We start from the raw sequence: 17,377 nt of genomic DNA, 5'->3' as shown, positions 1-17,377 counted from the left end.
CGCCCCCCCCCCCCCTCCCCCCCCCCCCCCCCCCCCCCCCCCCCCCCCCCCCCCCCCCCCCCCCCCCCCCCCCCCGCCGGACTCACGTCAGCGCTTGCCGAACGACTGCCAGGTACCCGCGAGGCCCTGCTGCCCGGCCCCGGGCGCGCTCCAGTCGCAGGTCCCGCCGGGGAAGATCTTCCGCAGCCGGTCGAGCTGGGGCTTCGTCAGGGGTGTCCCGTACTCGGCGGGATCGATCGGCCGCAGCCGGCACTTGACGATGTCGTTCGCCATCGTGCCGCCCGCGACGAGCCGCGGCGAGGTCCACACCGGGTACAGCGTGTTGCAGGTGGTCGTGCCGTTGCCCGCGACCTGCGGTTCGGTGATCTTCCGGGGTTCGGGGTCACGGGTCCAGCAGGCGTCCGTGAGCTCGCGCGGCTTGTTCCGCACCACCCTGTCGGCAGGGCGGCCGGCGCCGTGATCGGCGGCGATCGCGGTGAGCCACCGGTCCATCTGCGTCAGCGCGTCCAGGAGGACGGGGCTGTTGAGCGAGAACCCGCCGTACCGGTTGTCCTCGACGAGCATGACCTGGTTGTCGAACGTGCCGTTCGCCTTCAGCAGCCGCTCCCGGGTCGAGAACGACTGGAACCGCATGTGGATGTCCCCGCCCGGCGCGTCGTCGGTGTAGGCGCGGTAGTCGATCATCGGCATGCGCGCCAGGCCGGCGCCCGCGTTGAGCAGCCGCCCGCTCCGGTACGCCGCGCGCGTCGCGGCCAGGTCGGCCCGCGTCCGCTCCGGCACGTGGTTCGCGTCGGCGTCGAAGCCGCCGATCCGCTCATTGAGGTCCAGGAACTGCTCGACCGTGATCGCCTTGTCCCGCAGGGCGCCCAGCCCGTACTGGATGCCGGTGTTGTCCAGCGGCCGCCGGGCGAACCCGGTCCGCGGGTCGCGGCCGTAGACGTTCACGGTGTGGTCGTACACGTCGCACCGGGCGCCGGTCGGGTTGCTCTCCGGGTGGTAGCGCAACGGCGCGGGCAGCTGGCCGGGGCAGAAGATCCGCGGGTCGATCCGGCCGCCGCCCCGGCCGAGGTTCGCGATGCTCTCCCAGCGCCCGAAGCCGGAGACCGCCTGCTGCTGCTCCCGGCTGAAGGCGTCGGGCGCGATCTCGCGGAAGTAGTGGTCGAGCAGGCGCGCGTCGGTGATCGTGTTGACCGTGCCGAAGCCGACCTCGGGGAAGCTGCATCCCGAGACGATGCCGTCGAGCAGGCCGGGATAGTTGTCGCCGATCTGGTGCGTCTGGTACGACCCGCCCGAGCAGCCCCAGCCGATCGTGAACGCCGGGGCGCCGTACGCCTCGACGAAGCGTTCCTTGACCATGCTCGTCGTCTCGGCGGCCAGGAGATCGTTGCAGTTGTTGCCGAAGACGTTGAGCGAGGACGACGCCACGGCATACCCCTGGCGCAACATCCTGTCGTCCATCACGTGGCCGGTGTTGCGGCCCTGGACGTACCATCCGCTGGAGCAGCCGCCGCCGAAGGTGTAGATCAGCCGGCCGTTCCAGCCGGGCGAGCGCCGCCACGGATCCGGCTCCTCGGCGGCGGGATCGGCCAGCATCGACATCTCGTAGACGGCCCGGTTGACGGTGCCGGTCTCCACCCGCACGATGTACGGCACCCGGCGGCCCTCGCTCGTCGTCGTCCAGGCGAGGTCGGCCGGACGGGTCTGGCCCGCGGGCAGCGGTGCGAACTTCCCGGCCGTGGTGCGGTACACGTGGTCGACCCGGGTGGCGATCGAGCAGTCATCGTCCGCCGGCGGGCCGAGCTTGCTTCCGGTCACCGTGGTGAACTCGGCCGTGTCGCAGATGAACGGCTGCTCGTGCGGCCCCGAGAACACCGGTCCCGTCACCGGGTGGTCGTCGAGAACGATCCGCGCCGGCCGGACGCCGCGCGCCGACGCGGTGAGAACGTTGCGCCCGGCCCGCAGGTCCGTCACCAGCCCTTCCAGCGCCCTGCCGCCGTCGACGGGCCGGAAGCTCGAGGTCACGTCCGTCCCGTCGCGTGTCACCCGTACCTTCTGGGCGGATCCGTCCGGGACGTCGAGCCGGACCAGGGCGTTACCGGCTGAGACGACCTGCGGGCGCGACGAGAGCACGGTGAAGCGCAGGCCGTCGCCCCCTTCGGGGGTCGTGGCGGCCACCGGGCCCGAGGCGAGGGTCACTGCGACGACCCCGGCGGCCGACAGGGAAGATAAACGACGCGCAAACGATCTCATATGGGCTTTTTACGCCATAAACGATCTCCACGCCAGAGACCGTCCAGCCGCGGCCGGTTCAGCGCCGTGGGTCGATGTGTATCTTCGGGCCGGGGCCTGCGCCGGGAGGACGGTGGCCGGCGAGGACTCCGGCGGTCTCGGCGAGGCCGACCGTGGCCGCCACGAGCGGGCGGGCGTCCACCGAGCCGCGGGCGTAGGCGGCGATGGCTCCCTCCAGCCCGGCTGAGCCGCCCAGGATGCCGACGGCGGTGACGTCCTTGAGCACCAGCTCGCGGGTGTCGATCGTGGACGGGGCGCCGGCCAGCCCGATGCAGACCACGCGCCGCGCGGGTTCGACCAGCCGCGCCGCGAGGCCGGGCGACCCGGCCGCGTTGGAGGCGTCGACGACGGCGTCCCAGCGCAGCGACGGAAGCGAGGGGCGGGTCCAGACGTTGGCGAAGCCGAGCCGCCGGGCCGGAGACAGGGCCTCCTCGTCGCGGCCCATCAGGTGAACGTCGACTCCCTCAGCGCGCGCGAACAACGCCACGAGCAGGCCGATCGTGCCCGTGCCCAGGACCAGCAGCCGCTCGCCCGAGCCGAGCTCGGCGGCGCGGACGGCCCGTAGCGCGTTGCCTCCCGGCTCGACGAGCGCGCCGAGCGTGGGATCCACGGTGTCCGGCAGGGGATGCAGGGCCGTGACGGGGACCGCGAGCCGTTCGGCCAGCGCGCCCGGGCGGCCCCGGCTGATGCCGATCTCGGCCGAGTCGGCGCAGACGTGATGGCGGCCGCCGCGGCAGCGTTCGCAACGTCCGCAACCGAGCATGGTGTCGCCCGTGACGCGGCGGCCGAGCCAGTCGCCGTCCACGCCCTGCCCGGCCGCGGCGACGCGCCCGCACCACTCGTGGCCGGGGCGTAGCGGATACCAGGACCGGCCGCTGCGCAGGTAGCTCATCCCGCCGGTGAACAGCTCGACGTCCGTCCCGCACACGCCGACCCGCTCGACGTCCACGATCACTTCCCCAGGTGCCGCGGCCGGCGGCTCGACCTCGTGGACGTCGGCCTGGCCCGGGCCGGTCAGCACCAGCGCGCGCACCGGCGTGGCCTCCCACCCGATGTCCGAGCTTTCATGCCGCCTCAGGAGAGAGCGCCTGGTGCCAGCGGGCGGTGCCCCGGTAGTGCCCGGACCGCTCGACCACAGCGGTCGTCGTGGACATGTCATCCCCTTTCTAGTAGCGACATTCTAGAATCTGTCAACTCATATCCGCGCAGCAGCCGCCCCGCGCCTCGCGCTCGCCCCTGGTGTCCGCCTGCCGCGCCGTGCTCACGTAGGTCCACGGAAGCCAGGACCGTGGCGGCGGCGCTTCACGCCTACCGCCGCCTTGATCACCGGTCGCCGGCCGGCCGTTGGATGACACACAAGGAGCTTTCCCGCGGAAAGGGACTTTGGTCCCTGTTCTCCGCCGCGGCCGGGGCGGCAGGGTGGTGGGGTGACGTACCACTCCGGCGAACGGCTCGACGGCGCGAGCGCTCGGCGCCTGCGGGAACTGTCTGAGGGCGAGGCGATGCGCCTGCTGGCGGGCGTGCCGTTCGGCCGGATCGTCTTCACCCGCCACGCCCTGCCCGCGGTCCGGCCGGTGAACCACCTCGTGGTGGACGGGCGGATCGTCATCCGGTCCAACCCGGGCACGATCGTGAGCACCCATGTGGCGCCCGCGCAGGCCGTGGTGGCCTTCGAAGCCGACGAGCTGGACGGGCACGAGCGCCTGGGCTGGAGCGTGATCGTCACCGGGGTGGCGCGCCTCGTGACCGATCCCCGGGAGGCCACCCGGCTCAAGGCCATGCTGCTCCCGTGGGTGGCGGGCGAGATGGACCAGGTGATCCGCATCGAGCCGGAGATCGTCACGGGGTTCATGCTGGTTCCCGCCGCGGCTCTCGCGGACCGGAGGGCCGACGGCCCTCCAGGCCGGGACCTTCGGCCCTGACCGGGCACCCCTCCCGCGTGATGCGCTGAGCCTGACCCCCCTATGGAGGTGAGAGTCATGGCCATCCCTTCGGCGAAGCGGGTGCTTGACGCCGCGGTGGAGGCGGCGCGCTGGGCACCGTCCGTGCACAACACGCAACCTTGGACCTTCTCGGTGTCGGAGGAGACGATCAGCCTGCGGGCCGACCCGGACAGGAGACTGCGCGTCAGCGACACCACGGGCCGCGAGGTGCTGATCAGCTGCGGGGCTGCCCTGTTCACGATGCGTACGGTGCTGCGCCACGAAGGTTTCGAGCCCGTCGTACGCGTCCTGCCGGACCCGGACCGCCCGTCGTTGCTCGCCACGCTCCGGCCGGGCGCCGGGATCCAGCCCGACGAGTCCACCGCGGTGCTGGCCGGCGAGATCCGGCACCGCCGTACCCACCGGGCGGGCTTCGCCGACGTGCCGGTGCCCGACAGGCTCATCGACCGGCTGAGCGCGGCGGCACTGAGCGAAGGGGCCAAGCTGACGCCCGTCCGCGCCCCGGAGGCGGTCGACGTGCTCGCCGCGCTCACCCAGGCCGCCCAGGGCGTCCAGGCGCAGGACCGGCGCTTCAGCCTTGAGGTGATCCGCTGGGCCAGGCCACCCGGCAGCAGCCGCACCGACGGGGTGCCCGCGGACGGCTACCCCCGCGCGGCGGCGCCGACCGAGCCGCGCTTCCCCCAGCGGGACTACGCCTGGCGGCATGACTGGGGCTACGACGCCGACCCGCGCGGCGCGGCGGCCGTCGGAGTCGTGGCGCTGCTCACCACGCGGGGTGACGGCCGCCAGGAGTGGATCGCCGCAGGGCAGGCGCTGCAGCACGTTCTGCTGCGTGCTTCGGCGTACGGCGTCAGCGCCGCCTTCCACACCCAGGCGTTGGAGATGGGCCTGCTGCGCGAGTTCATGAGGCAGGGGCTCTGCTCGGGCGAGCACCCGCAGATGCTCATGAGGTTGGGCGTCACCTTCGACGAGAAGGGCTCGGTGCGCCGTCCCCTGTCCGAGGTCGTGTGGTGAGGGCCGAGCGGGGCTGACCCCGGGGATCCTCAGAGGCCGTGGATGCGGCGGCCGGTGACCTGGTGCGGGACGACGCGGATGTACAGGTGGCGCTCGCCGCCCGCCCACGGGGTGATGTCGGCATCCGGCGTCTCGTCGTGCGGCACATGGTGGGCCGGACCCTGGATGAGGACGCTCCAGCCCTCCCGCCGGGCCACGTCGATCTGGTCCACCTGGAAACCGATCTTGATGTCCACGCCCTCCAGGCCCGTGCGCAGGTCCTGGTCCATCGGCCCGCCGTAGGAGGTGCGGAAGACGATGGCGCCGTCGTGGACCGTGTAGTTGACGGGCAGCACCGTCGGCCCCTGCGAGCCGGTGAACGCCACGCGGCCGATGCCGCCGGGCGCCACCAGTCGCAGGCACTCCTCGCGATCGAGCACTTCCGGTGGGGATCCGGCCGTACCCGTGCGCGACGTCCCGAAGTCGCCACTGCTTGTCATGCGGGTGTCTCCCTTCCGGTGGTGGTCACGACGATGACGCTACCCACGTGCCCCCGCGGCAGACAGGGTCCTTCGGCCCGGGGAAAGCCGACCTCCGGCCCTGCACCCTGCCGGGGCGGGCGGGTTCCGATGGAGGTGCGACGAAGGAGGACACGTCATGATCATCGTGGGAGTGGACGGCTCCGTGGCCGCACGAGCCGCCGTGGAATGGGCGGCGGGCGACGCCTTCCGCATGGGGGTGCCGCTCCGGATCGTGTACGCGGTCGACCGCAGCCCGTACCAGATCGGCAAATATGCGAGCATCGGCCTGCCCGATCTGCTGCTGCGCGAAGGGTTGACGATCCTGCGCGAGGCGGAGGAGCTCGTTCACGAGCGCCGGCCCACCGTCGAGGTGACCATCCGGCACGTCGAGGGCAGGCCCGCCGCGGTCCTGCGCGAGCAGGCCGCAGGCGCCACCGAGGTCGTGGTGGGCAGCCGCGGTCTCGGCGGATTCGCCGGCGCCCTGGTGGGCTCGGTCGGCACGCACGTGGCCGGGCACGCCCACTGCCCCGTCGTGGTCGTGCGCGGCGAGAACCGCCCGGTGCACGGGGAGGTCGTCGTGGGCGTGGACGACACACCCGAATGCGAGCCCGCGCTCGCCTACGCCTTCCAGCAGGCGGAACTGCGGGGAGCCGCCCTGCGCACGGTGCACGCCTGGCAGCTCCCGGTGCACGTCTACGCGCCGGAGCTCGTCTACGACATGGACGAGATCCGTACGGCGCAGCACCAGGTCGTGCGCGTCCGGCTGGCAGCCTTCGCCGAGAGCCATCCGCACGTGAAGACCATCGAGGACGTTCCCTCCGCGCATCCCGTGGACGCGCTCACCGACGCCTCCGAACGAGCGGACCTGCTGGTGGTGGGCTCGCACGGACGCGGCGCACTGAGCGCGATGTTGCTCGGCTCGGTCAGCAGGGGCGTCCTGCACCACGCCCGATGCCCGGTGGCGGTCGTCCGCGCCTGACCTCGCCGCCCAGCCCGTGGCCCGCGGTGGGCGACGTGCCGTCCAGGTGCGAAACTGAGCGGTATGTCGGAGAGCGAGCAGCATCCGCTGCTCCCCCAGATGCGGCTCGACGAGTTGCTGGCCGAGCTGCAGACGAGGCTGAACGCCGTGCTGGCCACGCGCGATCGGGTGCACGCCCTCCTGGAGGCGGTCGTGTCCGTGGGCAGCGACCTGGACCTGGAGACCGTGCTGCGGCGGATCGTGGAGACCGCGACCAGGCTGGTCGACGCCGGCTACGGAGCGCTGGGGGTGATCGGGGAGGAACGCACGCTCATCCAGTTCATCCCGGTCGGACTGAGCGAGGAGGAGATCGCGAGGATCGAGCACTGGCCGCACGGGCTCGGCCTGCTCGGTCTGCTGATCAAGGACGCGCGGCCGCTGCGGCTCGGCCGCATCTCGGACCACCCGGAGTCGTACGGCTTCCCGCCGGGCCATCCGCCGATGGGCACGTTCCTCGGAGTGCCGGTACGCGTGCGGGACGAGGTGTTCGGCAACCTCTACCTGACCGAGAAGCGCGGCGGCGGCGAGTTCGACGAGGAGGACGAGGCCGTCGTCGTCGCGCTGGCGGCCGCCGCGGGCGTCGCGGTGGAGAACGCCCGCCTGTACGAGGAGTCGCGCAGGCGCGAGACCTGGCTGCAGGCGTCCACGGAGATCACCACGAGCCTGCTGTCCGGCGTCGGCTCCCGCGAGGTGCTCACCACCATGGCGGCGCGCGCCCGCCGGATGTGCGACGCGGACCTGGTCCAGCTCCTGCTTCCCGAGCCGTCCGGCCAGGCACTGACCGTGGACGTGGCGGAGGGCGAGGGAGCGGACGAGTCGCTGGCGATGAGATTCGAGGTCGGCGCGACGCTGGCCGGCGAGGCTTTCACCCGGGGCGAGCCGAGGTCCGATCCGGATCTGGCCGCCTACCCCGACTCGCCGCTGCGACGGCCGGGATACGGGCCCGGCCTCGCGGTGCCGCTGGGGACGCCGCCGCGGGTGCGAGGCGTCCTCATGCTGGCCAAGCGGAGCGGACGGCTGCCGTTCAGCAGGGCCGACCAGCAGATGGTCGAGTCGTTCGCGGGCCAGGCGGCGCTCGCGCTGGAGCTGGCCGAGGCCCGCCAGGACGCCGAACGGCTCGGCCTGCTGGAAGACCGGGACCGCATCGCCAAGGACCTCCACGACGTGGTCATCCAGCGGCTGTTCGCGACCGCGATGACGCTGATGAGCACCGTCCGGCTGGTGGAACGGCCGGAGGCGGCCAAGCGGCTGCAGCACGCGATCGACGAGCTGGACGAGACGATCCGGCAGATCCGCTCGTCCATCTTCGCCCTGCAGACTCCGCGCGAGGAGGCGGCTCCGAGCCTGCGTGCGCGGATCGTCGACCTGGTGGAGGGAGCGAGCGGCCACCTGGGTTTCATGCCGGGGCTGCGCATGGAGGGCCAGATCGACGCCCTGGTGCCCGATACCGTGGCCGAGCACCTGCTCGCCGTGCTCCGCGAAGCCCTGTCCAACGTCGTGCGCCATTCCCACGCCACCCGCGCGGAGGTCTCAGTCGAAACCTCCAAGGGCCGGCTCGCCCTCGTGGTCACCGACAACGGCGTCGGCCTGGGAGACAGCGCTCGCCGCAGCGGCCTGCGCAACATCGGCGAACGGGCCGGCCGCCTGGGCGGGACCGCGGAGCTGGAAGCTCCGGACGACGGCGGCACCAGGCTGCGCTGGCACGTCCCCCTCCCTTGACGCGTGCCGGGCCGGCGCCCAGTGAGGCAACGCAGTGAGGCAACCAGTGAGGTGCTGAGCACGGCGCCAGGCTCATTCGCGCTTGCCGGCCCGCAGCCGGGCCGACAACGCGGCCGCCTGGGTGCGGCGCTGCATGTTGAGCTTGGACAGCAGGTTGGACACGTAGTTCTTGACCGTCTTCTCGGCCAGGAACAGCCGCTCGCCGATCTGCCGGTTGGTCAGCCCTTCGCCGATGAGGTCGAGGATGTGGCGTTCCTGTTCGGTCAGTTCGGCCAGCGGGTCCTTCCTGGCGGCCTGCTCGCGTAGCCGTTGCAACATCGCCGCGGTGGTCTGCGGGTCGAGCAGGGACTGCCCGGAGGCGACCGTGCGGACCGCGCCGACCAGGTCGGAGCCGTGGATCTGCTTGAGCACGTAGCCGGAGGCGCCGGCCATCACCGCGTCGAACAGAGCGTCGTCGTCGGCGAACGAGGTGAGCATCAGGCAGGCCAGCCCGGGCAACTGCGAGCGGACCTCCCGGCACACGTCGACGCCGTTGCCGTCGGGCAGGCGCACATCCAGCACCGCCACGTCCGGCCGGAGCGCGGGAATGCGGGCGGTGGCCGACTCGGCGGTTCCTGCCTCGCCGACGACCTCGATGTCGTCCTCGGACTCCAGCAGGGCGGCCACCCCGCGTCGTACGACCTCGTGGTCGTCAAGGAGGAACACACGAATCATGCCTCCGACACTAGTCAAAGACGCGGGACCGCCCAAGCTTCACGTCAACCCGCCTGCCGGGGCCACGGCGGGACGAAGGTCCTTCGTCCCCGGGGCCTACGGCACTGCTTCGCGAGGGCCGCCAACGGTGTGATGGAGGTGCGACAGGGACGACGAGTCAGCACCGAAAGGGGACCGCCATGGCCGCCGCCGACACCAGGCCCATCGGGGAGACGGGCGCCACCACCGCCGCACGCCGGCCGGTCGACCACGTCTGGGCGATCGCCCGGATCTCGATCGGCTGGATCTTCCTCTGGGCGTTTCTGGACAAGACCTTCGGCTGGGGGTTAGCCACCCCGGCCGGACGCGCCTGGATCGCGGGCGGCAGCCCCACGACCGGCTTCCTCAAGGGCACCGGCGACCACGCGCTCGGCGGCTTCTTCTCGATCCTCGCCGGACAGGCGTGGGTGGACTGGCTGTTCATGGCCGGCCTGCTCGGAGTCGGCCTGGCGCTCGTCCTGGGCGCCGGCACCCGCATCGCCGCCGGCGCGGGCAGCCTCATGCTCGTGCTGATGTGGGCGGCGGAGCTGCCCCTGGCCACCAACCCCTTCATGGACGACCACATCGTCTACTCGATCGTCCTCGTCGGCCTCGCCCTCGCCGACGCGGGCACCACGCTCGGACTCGGCAACCTGCCGATCATCCGGCGCAACCCCTACCTGAAGTAGGGCGAACGCCCGCGCGCCACCTCCGGCGACCGGAGGTGGGCGCCGGTCCGTGCACCGGGTGCGCCGCGGGCGGCCGGTGAGGACCAATGGCCCTGCTGGTCGGGGACCTCGTGCTCCTGCGCCGGGCGCCGGCGCCGCGCGAGGCTGGAGGAAAGCGGAGGAGGTGCGTGATGGCCGGACACATCGTGGCAGGCGTGGACGGGTCCGTACCGGCGAGGGCGGCCGTGGAATGGGCCGCCGCCGACGCCCAGCGCAGAGGGCTGGGCCTGCGGATCGTGCACGTGTGCGAGCAGTGGCGCTACGGGGATGAGGGGACGAAGTACTGTGCCGGGACGCTGGCCGCGGCCGCCGACCGGGCACGGGGCCTGACGCGCGACGTCGAGGTCACCACGGAACTGCTGCCCGGCAACGTGATCGACACCCTGATCGGTGAGTCGGTGTCCGCGGACAGCGTGGTGCTGGGCAGCCGGGGACTCGGGGGGTTCGCCGGGCTCGTGCTCGGCTCGGTCGGCCTGGGGGTCGCCGGGCACGCCACCGGACCGCTCGTGCTCGTCCGCGGGCCGTCCGTCGTGCAGTACGGGCGGGTGGTCGTCGGGGACGACGGCTCCGACGACTCCGAGGCCGCCATGAAGTACGCCGTCGACCAGGCCCGCGTCCGCGGCCTGCCGCTGCACGTCGTGTTCGCCTGGCAGATCCCGATCGCCCCGCCGCTGGTGGCCGGATACGGCATGCTCATCGAGAGCAGCCGCGAGGAGGACATCCGCAGGGCGGCCGAGCGCGTGGCGCCCTGGCAGGAGAAGAACCCGGACGTCGCGATCGTCGGCGAGCAGGTGGTCGGCCATCCGGCCGACGTCCTGATCCGGGCGGGCGGGACGGCGGATCTGCTGGTGGTGGGCTCGCGCGGCCGGGGCGGCTTCGCCTCCGCGGTGCTCGGCTCGGTCAGCCACGCGGTGCTGCACCACGTGACCTGCCCGGTGGCCGTGGTACGCCCCCGGACGCGCCAGGCGTGAGCCGCCGGTGGCGGTTGCCGCCCGGCGGTCATCAGGTCCGTTGCGGCGCATGAGGCGTCCGCGGCCTGGTCGACGGCCCGGCGAGTCTCGCAGAGAGTAACGAAAGGCTGCCTGTAGTGTCGATCGCCGGCACCTCCACCATGCCGGAGGTCTTCGTCACGGACCGGACCCAGCTGTCGGCGGTGGGCGTGGTCGACACGGCCAGAGGTGAGAGACGACATGAGCGCGACGATCGCGGCTCTCGGGGGCGCGTTCACATCCGTCGACCAGGACTACCTGTTCGAGGCGCGGCAGATGCAGGCGCTGTCGCTCGCCGTGCACATCCCGCTGGTGTGCTTCGGGATCGCCTTTCCCGCGATGGTCCTGTTCTGCGAGTGGCGTTACCTGCGGACCGGGGACATGCTCTTCCGCACGCTCGCCAGGCGCTGGTCGAAGGTGATGCTGGCGCTGTTCGCCATCGGCGTCGTGACCGGGACGATCCTCAGCTTCGAGCTGGGGCTGCTGTGGCCGGGTTTCATGGCCGGCTTCGGCGACGTGTTCGGGCTGGGGTTCACGCTGGAGGGGTTCTCGTTCTTCACCGAGGCGATCTTCATCGCCATCTACGTGTACGGCTGGGACCGCCTGCGGCCACTGCCGCACTTCCTGGCGGGCATCCCCGTGGCGATCGCCGGGGTCATGGGGTCACTGTTCGTGATCTCCGTCAACGGCTGGATGAACCACCCGGTGGGGTTCAGGATGCAGGACGGTCGCGCCGTCGACGCGCACCCGTGGTCGGCGTTGTTCGCCAACGGCTATTTCTGGCACGAGTTCGTCCACATGTATTTCGCGGGCTTCATCGTCGCGGGGTTTCTCGTTGCCGTCCCGTACGCGTGGGGTTTCCTGCGCGGACGCCGGGACCGTTACCGCCGCACGGCCCTGACGGTCGCGCTGTCGGCCGCGGCGGTGGCCGCGCCGCTGCAGGTGATCATCGGTGACTGGGCCGCGCGGGAGGTCGCGCGGCACCAGCCGGTGAAGCTGGCCGCGCTGGAAGGGCTGGGGCAGACCACCCGCGGTGCGCCCGAGCACCTGCTGGGCTGGTACGACGGCAAGGAGGTCGACTACGGCATCGCGATCCCGCGCCTGCTGTCGCTGCTGGCCTTCCACGACCCGGACGCGACGGTTCAGGGCCTCAACGCGGTGCCGGTCGAGGACCAGCCGCCGGTCAACGTCGTACGCCTGGCCTTCCAGGGCATGGTCGGCATCGGGACGCTGCTCGCCCTGCTCAGCCTCGTCTACCTCTATGTCCGGTTGCGTCACAAACGGCTGCCCCGCTCACGCTGGTTCTTCCGCGCGGTCGTCCTGGCCGGCCCGCTGTCGGTCGTCGCGCTCATCTGCGGGTGGATCACCACCGAGGTCGGGCGCCAGCCCTGGATCGTGTACGGGATCATGCGAACCAGCCAGGCGGTCACCGACGCGTCCGGGATACCCGTCGGCTACGGCACCCTGATCGTGGTCTACCTGGGACTCGCCGGCGGCGTCGCATGGCTGCTGCACCGCTTCAGCCGCGTGCCGATCGAGGACCACGATGGCTGAGATCCCCATGGTGTTCATCCTCGCCGGCCTTGCCGCCTATACCGTGCTGGCCGGCGCGGACTTCGGCGCGGGGCTGTGGACGCTGCTGGCCGGCCGGGGAGAGGCCGGTCACCAGGCGATCCGGCACCACGCGCGCCACGCGATGGGACCCGTGTGGGAGGCCAACCACGTCTGGCTGATCTTCGTGCTGGTCGTGTGCTGGACGGCATATCCCGTGGCCTTCGGCTCGATCACGTCCACGCTGGCGGTGCCGCTGTTCGCCGCCGCGGTCGGGATCATCCTCCGGGGCGCCTCATACGCGCTGCGCGGCCAGTTGGAGGGCGCCGCCGGCGAGCGGCCGATCGAGTACCTGTTCGCCCTCTCCTCGATCCTGACGCCGTTCGCGCTGGGCACGGTCGCGGGCGCGATCGCCTCCGGCCGCGTCCCGGTGGGCAACGCCGCGGGGAACCTCGTCACCAGCTGGCTGAACCCCACCTCACTGCTCATCGGCGGGCTCGCGGTCGCCGCCGGGGGATATCTCGCCGCCGTCTACCTCGCCGCCGACGCGCGCCGGTTCGGTTCCAGACGCCTGGAGCACGACTTCCGCGCCCGCGCCCTCGTGTCGGGCGGGTGCGCGGGCGCGTTCGCGCTGGCCGGTCTCATCGTCGCCAGGTACGACGCCCCGCTGCTGTTCGCCGGCCTGACCAGCGACGGCGGCGCCGTGATGGTCGCCGTCTCGGGCGTGGCCGGGATCGCGACCCTGCTGCTCGTCTGGCGCGAGCGCTTCGGCCTGGCCCGGGCCTCGGCTGCGGTCGCCGTGGCCGCGATCGTGGCGGGCTGGGCGATGGCGCAGAGGCCGCGCTTCCTGCCCGGTCTCACGGTCGAGCAGGCAGCCGCCGGCCCGTCGACGCTGCTCGCCGTCGTCGTCGCCGTCGCCGGCGGAGCGATCGTGCTGGTTCCCTCGCTCGTCCTGCTGTTCCGCCTCTTCCTCCGCGGCACCCTGGACCCCGGCGCCGCCACCGACACCGGAACCCCCTCCCCGCCCGCCGCCGCCCGCCGAGCCGGACGCCGCCGGCTCGCGGGCTTCGCCCTCGCCACCCTGCTCGTCGGCGCGGGCGCGACCGTGCTCGCCGAACCCGGCTGGCTCTTCGCTCTCGGCGTCATCTGCCTGTTCGCCTGCGCGGTGGCGACCTTCGCCCTCGTGACGGCGGAGCCGGACCAGCGGGCCTGACGGCCGTACCGGCCGTCAGGCGACGGGGGATCGAGGCCACCGCGTGGCGATCTCGCGCGCCGGCGGGCGAGCCGTACCGGTCATTCCGCGACGATCTCGCGCACGACCCGCACGAACTCGCCCACCAGCGGGTTCACCGTGCCGGGCGGCCACGCCAGCGCGATCCGGAGCGGCTCCACGTCGGTGATGGGCAGCCACGTCAGCTCGGGATGCGCGTAGTACTCCGCCATCGAGCGGGCGCCGATGCACACCGCCGCTCCTGCGGCCACGTGCTCGAGCATCTCGTCGACGTTGTCGTTCTTGGGCCCCCAGACCGGCGCGGACCCGTCCGGCCGGGGGTTCACCGCCCACCAGTCGACCCACGCGGCCGGCGCCACCTCGGTCCACCCGATCGGCTCGTCACGCAGGTCGGCCATGTCCACGGACTCCCGCCCCGCCAGCCGGTGGTCCGCGGCCACCGCCACCCACCTGCGCTCCCTGGCGACCACCTCGCTGCGCAGCCCGGACAGGTCGGCCGGCAGCCACACGAAGGCGACGTCCACCTGCCCGTCCCGCAGCGCCCGCGTCTCACCCGCCCACTCGAACCGCTTCGGCTCGACGGCGGCCTCCGGGCGGCGGACGGCGAACGCGGCCCGCGCCCGCCGGGCGAGTGGGCCGCCGCCCGCGACGACGAACCCGACCCGCAGCACGTTCCGCGTGGCCGCGGCGGTGGTCCGTACGAGCCTCGTCGTCTCCTGCCACTCGGCGATGTGGCGGCGTGCCGCGGTCAGCAACTGCTCGCCGGCGGGGGTGAGCCGGACCTCGGGCCGGGTGAACAGGTCGGCGCCGAGCCGCTCCTCCAGCTGCCGGATCTGCCGGGACAGCGACGGCTGCGCCACGAACAGCTCCTTCGCGGCCTGCGTGAAGCTCAGCCGCTCGGCGACCGTGACGAAGTAGCGCAGCACCCGCGTGTCCACGTCCATGCCTGAAATGTATGGGCACAGGTATTGGCCCGTGGAGTCCCCCGGCTGGTTGCCTGTCGGCATGACCACGCGCAAGCCAGACCTCCGCACGCCGTCGAGAAGGGCCCTGCTCACCGCGGGCGCCACCGCGGCGGCGGCCACAGCCCTCACCCCCGGCGCCGCCGCCCGCACGCTCCAGCAGCCACGTGACCGGTTCGCCGGCAAGGTCGTCCTGATCACGGGCGCCACGTCCGGTATCGGAGAGGCCACCGCCCGCGCGTTCGCGGCCGAGGGGGCGGCGGTGTTCTTCTGCGGCCGGCGCGAGGCGCTCGGCGACAAGGTCGCCGCGAGCATCCGTGCCGCGGGCGGCAGGGCCACCTTCCGGCGGGCCGACGTCCGCGAGGAGGGCCAGGTGCGCGACTTCGTCGAAGCCTGCGTACGCCGCCACGGCCGGATCGACATCGCCGTCAACAACGCCGGGATCGAAAGCCCCCGCGCGGTCCGCGTGCACGAGCAGACCCTCGCCGACATGGAGGCCGTGTGGCGCACCAACGCCGCGGGCGTCTTCCTCGCCATGAAGTACGAGGTCCCGAGGATGCTGGAGCGGGGCCGCGGCGCCATCGTGAACACCGCGTCGGTCTCCGCCGAGGTCGGGTGGGCCACGATCGCGCCGTACAACGCCAGCAAGCACGCCGTCGCGTCGCTGACGAAGGTGGCGGCCCTGGAGTACGCGGCCGACGGCATCCGGGTGAACGCGCTGGCGCCGGGCGCCGTGGACACGCCCATGTTGCGGCGTGCGGCCGAGGCGTTCGGGGTGACGTACGAGCAGATCGCCCAGGACTACCCCGTCAAGCGGATCGTCGCGGCCGAGGAGATCGCCAGGGTCGTCATGTTCCTCGCCTCGGACGACTCGAGCGCCGTCGTCGGTCACGACCTCGACGCCGCCGGCGGCTACCTCGCCGGCTAGGCCGAACCCCTGCCGCGCTGGTGACGCCGCGCCCGGCGCCGGCTTCCTTGCCGCGCCGGAGGGGTGAGAGCTAGCTTAACCATCTAAGACGGTTAAGAGGGACGGGGGCACCATGGGCGGCGCCGTGACGACGACGGGCGTGGCTTTCGTGAACGGAATCCGCGTGCACTACACCCGAGCGGGTTCCGGCCCGCTGATCCTGTTGCTCCACGGGTGGCCGCAGACGAGCCACTGCTGGCGGGCGGTGCTCGGGCCGCTGGCCGCCGATCACACGGTCGTCGCGCCCGACCTGCGCGGATACGGGCTCAGCGACAAACCGGCCACCGGCTACGACAAGCGCCAGATGGCCGCCGACATGGCCGCGCTCGTCCAGGAGCTCGGCTTCGAGCGGGCCGTCGTCGTGGGGCACGACCGTGGTGCCCGCGTCGCGCATCGCTGGGCGCTCGACCACCCCGGGCAGGTGGAGCGGCTGGTCGTGCTGGACGTGGTCCCGACGCGGGAGATGTTCCGGCGGCTGGACGCCTCGGTGGCCTCCGGTTACTGGCACTGGCTGTTCCACATGCAGCCGGACCTGCCGGAACGCCTCGTGGCCAACGACGTACGCGGATATCTGGAGTACTTCTTCGAACGCTGGACGTACAACCGTCACGGCCTGGACCCCGATGCCGTGGACGCCTACGTCCGCGCGTTCTCCCGGCCGGGCGCCCTGCGGGCCGGCTTCGACGACTACCGCGCCCAGGAGCAGGACCTCGTGGACGACGACGCCGACGCGGCCATGGGGCGCAGGCTCGCCATGCCCGTGCTGGCCCTGTGGGGCTCCGCCGGGTTGCCCGCCCGCCTTCCGACGCTGGAGATCTGGCGCGAGTACGCCGACGACGTGACGGGTGGCCAGATCCCCGCCTGCGGTCACTTCATCCCCGAGGAGCGACCGGACATCCTCCTCGACCACCTTCGCGGATTCCTCACCCGGGGGAGTCACCCGTGAGCGCAGGACGCTCGCCCGTCCCGGCGTGCGTCCCCAGACCGGGAGGAAGAGGATGCGCCTTCGTGAAAGGCCTCGTGGTCCCACGCGTGGGCGATCAGGATCGTGTCCCGGAGAGGACACGGTGCGCCTCCGTCGATCTGGTGGACAGGAGGCACAGGTGACCGCGGACGACGAGTGGCTCTGGCACGGCGGCAGCGTGTGCCTCGACTTCGTCAACACCCTGCGCGACCGCTGGAAGGAACCTCGTGAGACGCTCCGGGAGCCCGGAGACGTGCTGCGCTGGCTGTACACCGCGGGAGTGGCCGGCGAACCGGCCCTGCCCCACGCGGAGCCCGAGGGCGTGCTCGTACTCGCCCGGCGACTGCGCGAGGCCATCGACCGGGCGGTCATGGCGGCCGCGAGCGGCGAGCTTCCCCACGCGGGAGACCTGTCCCTGATCAACGAAGCGGCCATGGCGGCCCTCCGTCCGGCACCCCAGGTCGCCATCGTGGACGGGCGCCTGGCGCCGGGGGAGTCGCGCGACAGGGCCGAGGGCGCCGCGGCAGGGCTGGGCCTGGTCGCGCATGACGCGGTGGACCTGCTGGTGTCGGACGAGGTCCGCCGGGTCCGCCTCTGCGGCGCGGACCGCTGCGCCCTGCGCTTCGTCGACCGTTCACCCGCGCACAACCGGCGCTGGTGCGCGATGGCGCGCTGCGGCAACCGGACCAAGGTGCGCGCCCACCAGCGCCGGCAGCGCGAACAGCCTCCCCCGGGCCCTCGCGGAAGAGCGTGACGGCGTAGAACTCCGG

General features: G+C 72.6%; 16 protein-coding genes. 11 read left to right on the top strand and 5 right to left on the bottom strand.

Annotated elements, in window-relative coordinates; translation table 11 throughout:
* Positions 1-87: 87 nt before the first annotated feature.
* Positions 88-2,250: a DUF6351 family protein gene (locus ACZ6SA_RS15975; RefSeq protein ID WP_465828539.1), complete on the bottom strand. Its 2,163-nt coding sequence runs from the start codon at positions 2,248-2,250 to the stop codon at positions 88-90.
* 58 nt (positions 2,251-2,308) lie between these two features.
* Positions 2,309-3,322 carry a zinc-dependent alcohol dehydrogenase gene (locus ACZ6SA_RS15970; RefSeq protein ID WP_465828537.1) on the bottom strand — a complete coding sequence of 338 codons (1,014 nt, stop codon included), beginning with the start codon at positions 3,320-3,322 and terminating at the stop codon, positions 2,309-2,311.
* 394 nt (positions 3,323-3,716) lie between these two features.
* Between ACZ6SA_RS15970 and ACZ6SA_RS15965 the strand changes: the two genes are divergently transcribed.
* Both ACZ6SA_RS15965 and ACZ6SA_RS15960 read left to right on the top strand, forming a co-directional pair.
* Complete coding sequence (locus ACZ6SA_RS15965; RefSeq protein WP_465828535.1) at positions 3,717-4,211, top strand: pyridoxamine 5'-phosphate oxidase family protein; 495 nt, start codon at positions 3,717-3,719, stop codon at positions 4,209-4,211.
* A 57-nt stretch (positions 4,212-4,268) separates the two neighbouring features.
* Positions 4,269-5,246 (top strand): Acg family FMN-binding oxidoreductase, encoded by a 978-nt coding sequence (locus tag ACZ6SA_RS15960; RefSeq protein WP_465828533.1) that lies wholly within the window; start codon positions 4,269-4,271, stop codon positions 5,244-5,246.
* A gap of 29 nt (positions 5,247-5,275) precedes the next feature.
* Here the strand turns inward: ACZ6SA_RS15960 and ACZ6SA_RS15955 are convergent, their stop codons facing one another.
* Entirely contained in the window at positions 5,276-5,725 is a 450-nt protein-coding gene (locus tag ACZ6SA_RS15955) for a pyridoxamine 5'-phosphate oxidase family protein (RefSeq protein ID WP_347642338.1), read from the bottom strand.
* A 157-nt stretch (positions 5,726-5,882) separates the two neighbouring features.
* On the opposite strand from ACZ6SA_RS15955, the gene ACZ6SA_RS15950 reads away from it, so the two are divergent.
* Both ACZ6SA_RS15950 and ACZ6SA_RS15945 read left to right on the top strand, forming a co-directional pair.
* On the top strand, positions 5,883-6,725 hold the full coding sequence (locus ACZ6SA_RS15950) for a universal stress protein (RefSeq protein WP_465828531.1): 843 nt from the start codon (positions 5,883-5,885) through the stop codon (positions 6,723-6,725).
* 63 nt (positions 6,726-6,788) lie between these two features.
* Positions 6,789-8,483 carry a sensor histidine kinase gene (locus tag ACZ6SA_RS15945; protein ID WP_465828529.1) on the top strand — a complete coding sequence of 565 codons (1,695 nt, stop codon included), beginning with the start codon at positions 6,789-6,791 and terminating at the stop codon, positions 8,481-8,483.
* A gap of 72 nt (positions 8,484-8,555) precedes the next feature.
* Here ACZ6SA_RS15945 and ACZ6SA_RS15940 read toward each other — a convergent pair whose 3' ends face one another.
* Positions 8,556-9,197: a response regulator transcription factor gene (locus ACZ6SA_RS15940; RefSeq protein WP_347642341.1), complete on the bottom strand. Its 642-nt coding sequence runs from the start codon at positions 9,195-9,197 to the stop codon at positions 8,556-8,558.
* Between the two features lie 179 nt (positions 9,198-9,376).
* On the opposite strand from ACZ6SA_RS15940, the gene ACZ6SA_RS15935 reads away from it, so the two are divergent.
* The 4 genes from ACZ6SA_RS15935 (at position 9,377) to ACZ6SA_RS15920 (ending at position 13,696) form a co-directional block, all read left to right on the top strand.
* Positions 9,377-9,904 (top strand): hypothetical protein, encoded by a 528-nt coding sequence (locus ACZ6SA_RS15935; RefSeq protein ID WP_347642342.1) that lies wholly within the window; start codon positions 9,377-9,379, stop codon positions 9,902-9,904.
* A 170-nt stretch (positions 9,905-10,074) separates the two neighbouring features.
* On the top strand, positions 10,075-10,914 hold the full coding sequence (locus ACZ6SA_RS15930) for a universal stress protein (RefSeq protein WP_347642343.1): 840 nt from the start codon (positions 10,075-10,077) through the stop codon (positions 10,912-10,914).
* 219 nt (positions 10,915-11,133) lie between these two features.
* Positions 11,134-12,486, top strand: a complete 1,353-nt coding sequence (locus ACZ6SA_RS15925; RefSeq protein WP_347642344.1) for a cytochrome ubiquinol oxidase subunit I — start codon at positions 11,134-11,136, stop codon at positions 12,484-12,486.
* Positions 12,479-13,696 (top strand): cytochrome d ubiquinol oxidase subunit II, encoded by a 1,218-nt coding sequence (locus ACZ6SA_RS15920; RefSeq protein WP_347642345.1) that lies wholly within the window; start codon positions 12,479-12,481, stop codon positions 13,694-13,696. The genes ACZ6SA_RS15925 and ACZ6SA_RS15920 overlap by 8 nt, the downstream gene beginning before the upstream one ends.
* 80 nt (positions 13,697-13,776) lie before the next feature.
* On the opposite strand, the gene ACZ6SA_RS15915 is transcribed toward ACZ6SA_RS15920, so the two are convergent.
* Positions 13,777-14,658 carry a LysR family transcriptional regulator gene (locus tag ACZ6SA_RS15915; RefSeq protein WP_465828527.1) on the bottom strand — a complete coding sequence of 294 codons (882 nt, stop codon included), beginning with the start codon at positions 14,656-14,658 and terminating at the stop codon, positions 13,777-13,779.
* A gap of 61 nt (positions 14,659-14,719) precedes the next feature.
* Here ACZ6SA_RS15915 and ACZ6SA_RS15910 point away from each other — a divergent pair, with 61 nt between their 5' ends.
* From ACZ6SA_RS15910 to ACZ6SA_RS15900, 3 genes are all read left to right on the top strand, one after another.
* A complete protein-coding gene (locus ACZ6SA_RS15910) occupies positions 14,720-15,604 on the top strand; it encodes an SDR family NAD(P)-dependent oxidoreductase (RefSeq protein WP_465828525.1) in 885 nt (294 codons plus the stop codon).
* Positions 15,605-15,716: 112 nt separating this feature from the next.
* Positions 15,717-16,589 (top strand): alpha/beta fold hydrolase, encoded by an 873-nt coding sequence (locus tag ACZ6SA_RS15905; protein WP_347642348.1) that lies wholly within the window; start codon positions 15,717-15,719, stop codon positions 16,587-16,589.
* A 157-nt stretch (positions 16,590-16,746) separates the two neighbouring features.
* Positions 16,747-17,361 (top strand): CGNR zinc finger domain-containing protein, encoded by a 615-nt coding sequence (locus ACZ6SA_RS15900; protein ID WP_347642349.1) that lies wholly within the window; start codon positions 16,747-16,749, stop codon positions 17,359-17,361.
* Positions 17,362-17,377 lie beyond the last annotated feature (16 nt).

This window comes from Nonomuraea sp. NPDC049378 (assembly GCF_055586745.1).
The sequence above is the reverse complement of the archived record's forward strand: the minus strand, read 5'-3'. Positions and strand labels throughout refer to the sequence as shown.

Excerpts from the sequence above, each read along its gene's own strand:
- ACZ6SA_RS15975 (WP_465828539.1), bottom strand. The coding sequence starts at position 2,250 with ATGAGATCGTTTGCGCGTCGTTTATCTTCCCTGTCGGCCGCCGGGGTC.
- ACZ6SA_RS15930 (WP_347642343.1), top strand. The coding sequence starts at position 10,075 with ATGGCCGGACACATCGTGGCAGGCGTGGACGGGTCCGTACCGGCGAGG.
- ACZ6SA_RS15925 (WP_347642344.1), top strand. The coding sequence starts at position 11,134 with ATGAGCGCGACGATCGCGGCTCTCGGGGGCGCGTTCACATCCGTCGAC.
- ACZ6SA_RS15955 (WP_347642338.1), bottom strand. The coding sequence starts at position 5,725 with ATGACAAGCAGTGGCGACTTCGGGACGTCGCGCACGGGTACGGCCGGA.
- ACZ6SA_RS15935 (WP_347642342.1), top strand. The coding sequence starts at position 9,377 with ATGGCCGCCGCCGACACCAGGCCCATCGGGGAGACGGGCGCCACCACC.
- ACZ6SA_RS15950 (WP_465828531.1), top strand. The coding sequence starts at position 5,883 with ATGATCATCGTGGGAGTGGACGGCTCCGTGGCCGCACGAGCCGCCGTG.
- ACZ6SA_RS15940 (WP_347642341.1), bottom strand. The coding sequence starts at position 9,197 with ATGATTCGTGTGTTCCTCCTTGACGACCACGAGGTCGTACGACGCGGG.
- ACZ6SA_RS15960 (WP_465828533.1), top strand. The coding sequence starts at position 4,269 with ATGGCCATCCCTTCGGCGAAGCGGGTGCTTGACGCCGCGGTGGAGGCG.
- ACZ6SA_RS15910 (WP_465828525.1), top strand. The coding sequence starts at position 14,720 with ATGACCACGCGCAAGCCAGACCTCCGCACGCCGTCGAGAAGGGCCCTG.
- ACZ6SA_RS15920 (WP_347642345.1), top strand. The coding sequence starts at position 12,479 with ATGGCTGAGATCCCCATGGTGTTCATCCTCGCCGGCCTTGCCGCCTAT.
- ACZ6SA_RS15945 (WP_465828529.1), top strand. The coding sequence starts at position 6,789 with ATGTCGGAGAGCGAGCAGCATCCGCTGCTCCCCCAGATGCGGCTCGAC.
- ACZ6SA_RS15915 (WP_465828527.1), bottom strand. The coding sequence starts at position 14,658 with ATGGACGTGGACACGCGGGTGCTGCGCTACTTCGTCACGGTCGCCGAG.
- ACZ6SA_RS15905 (WP_347642348.1), top strand. The coding sequence starts at position 15,717 with ATGGGCGGCGCCGTGACGACGACGGGCGTGGCTTTCGTGAACGGAATC.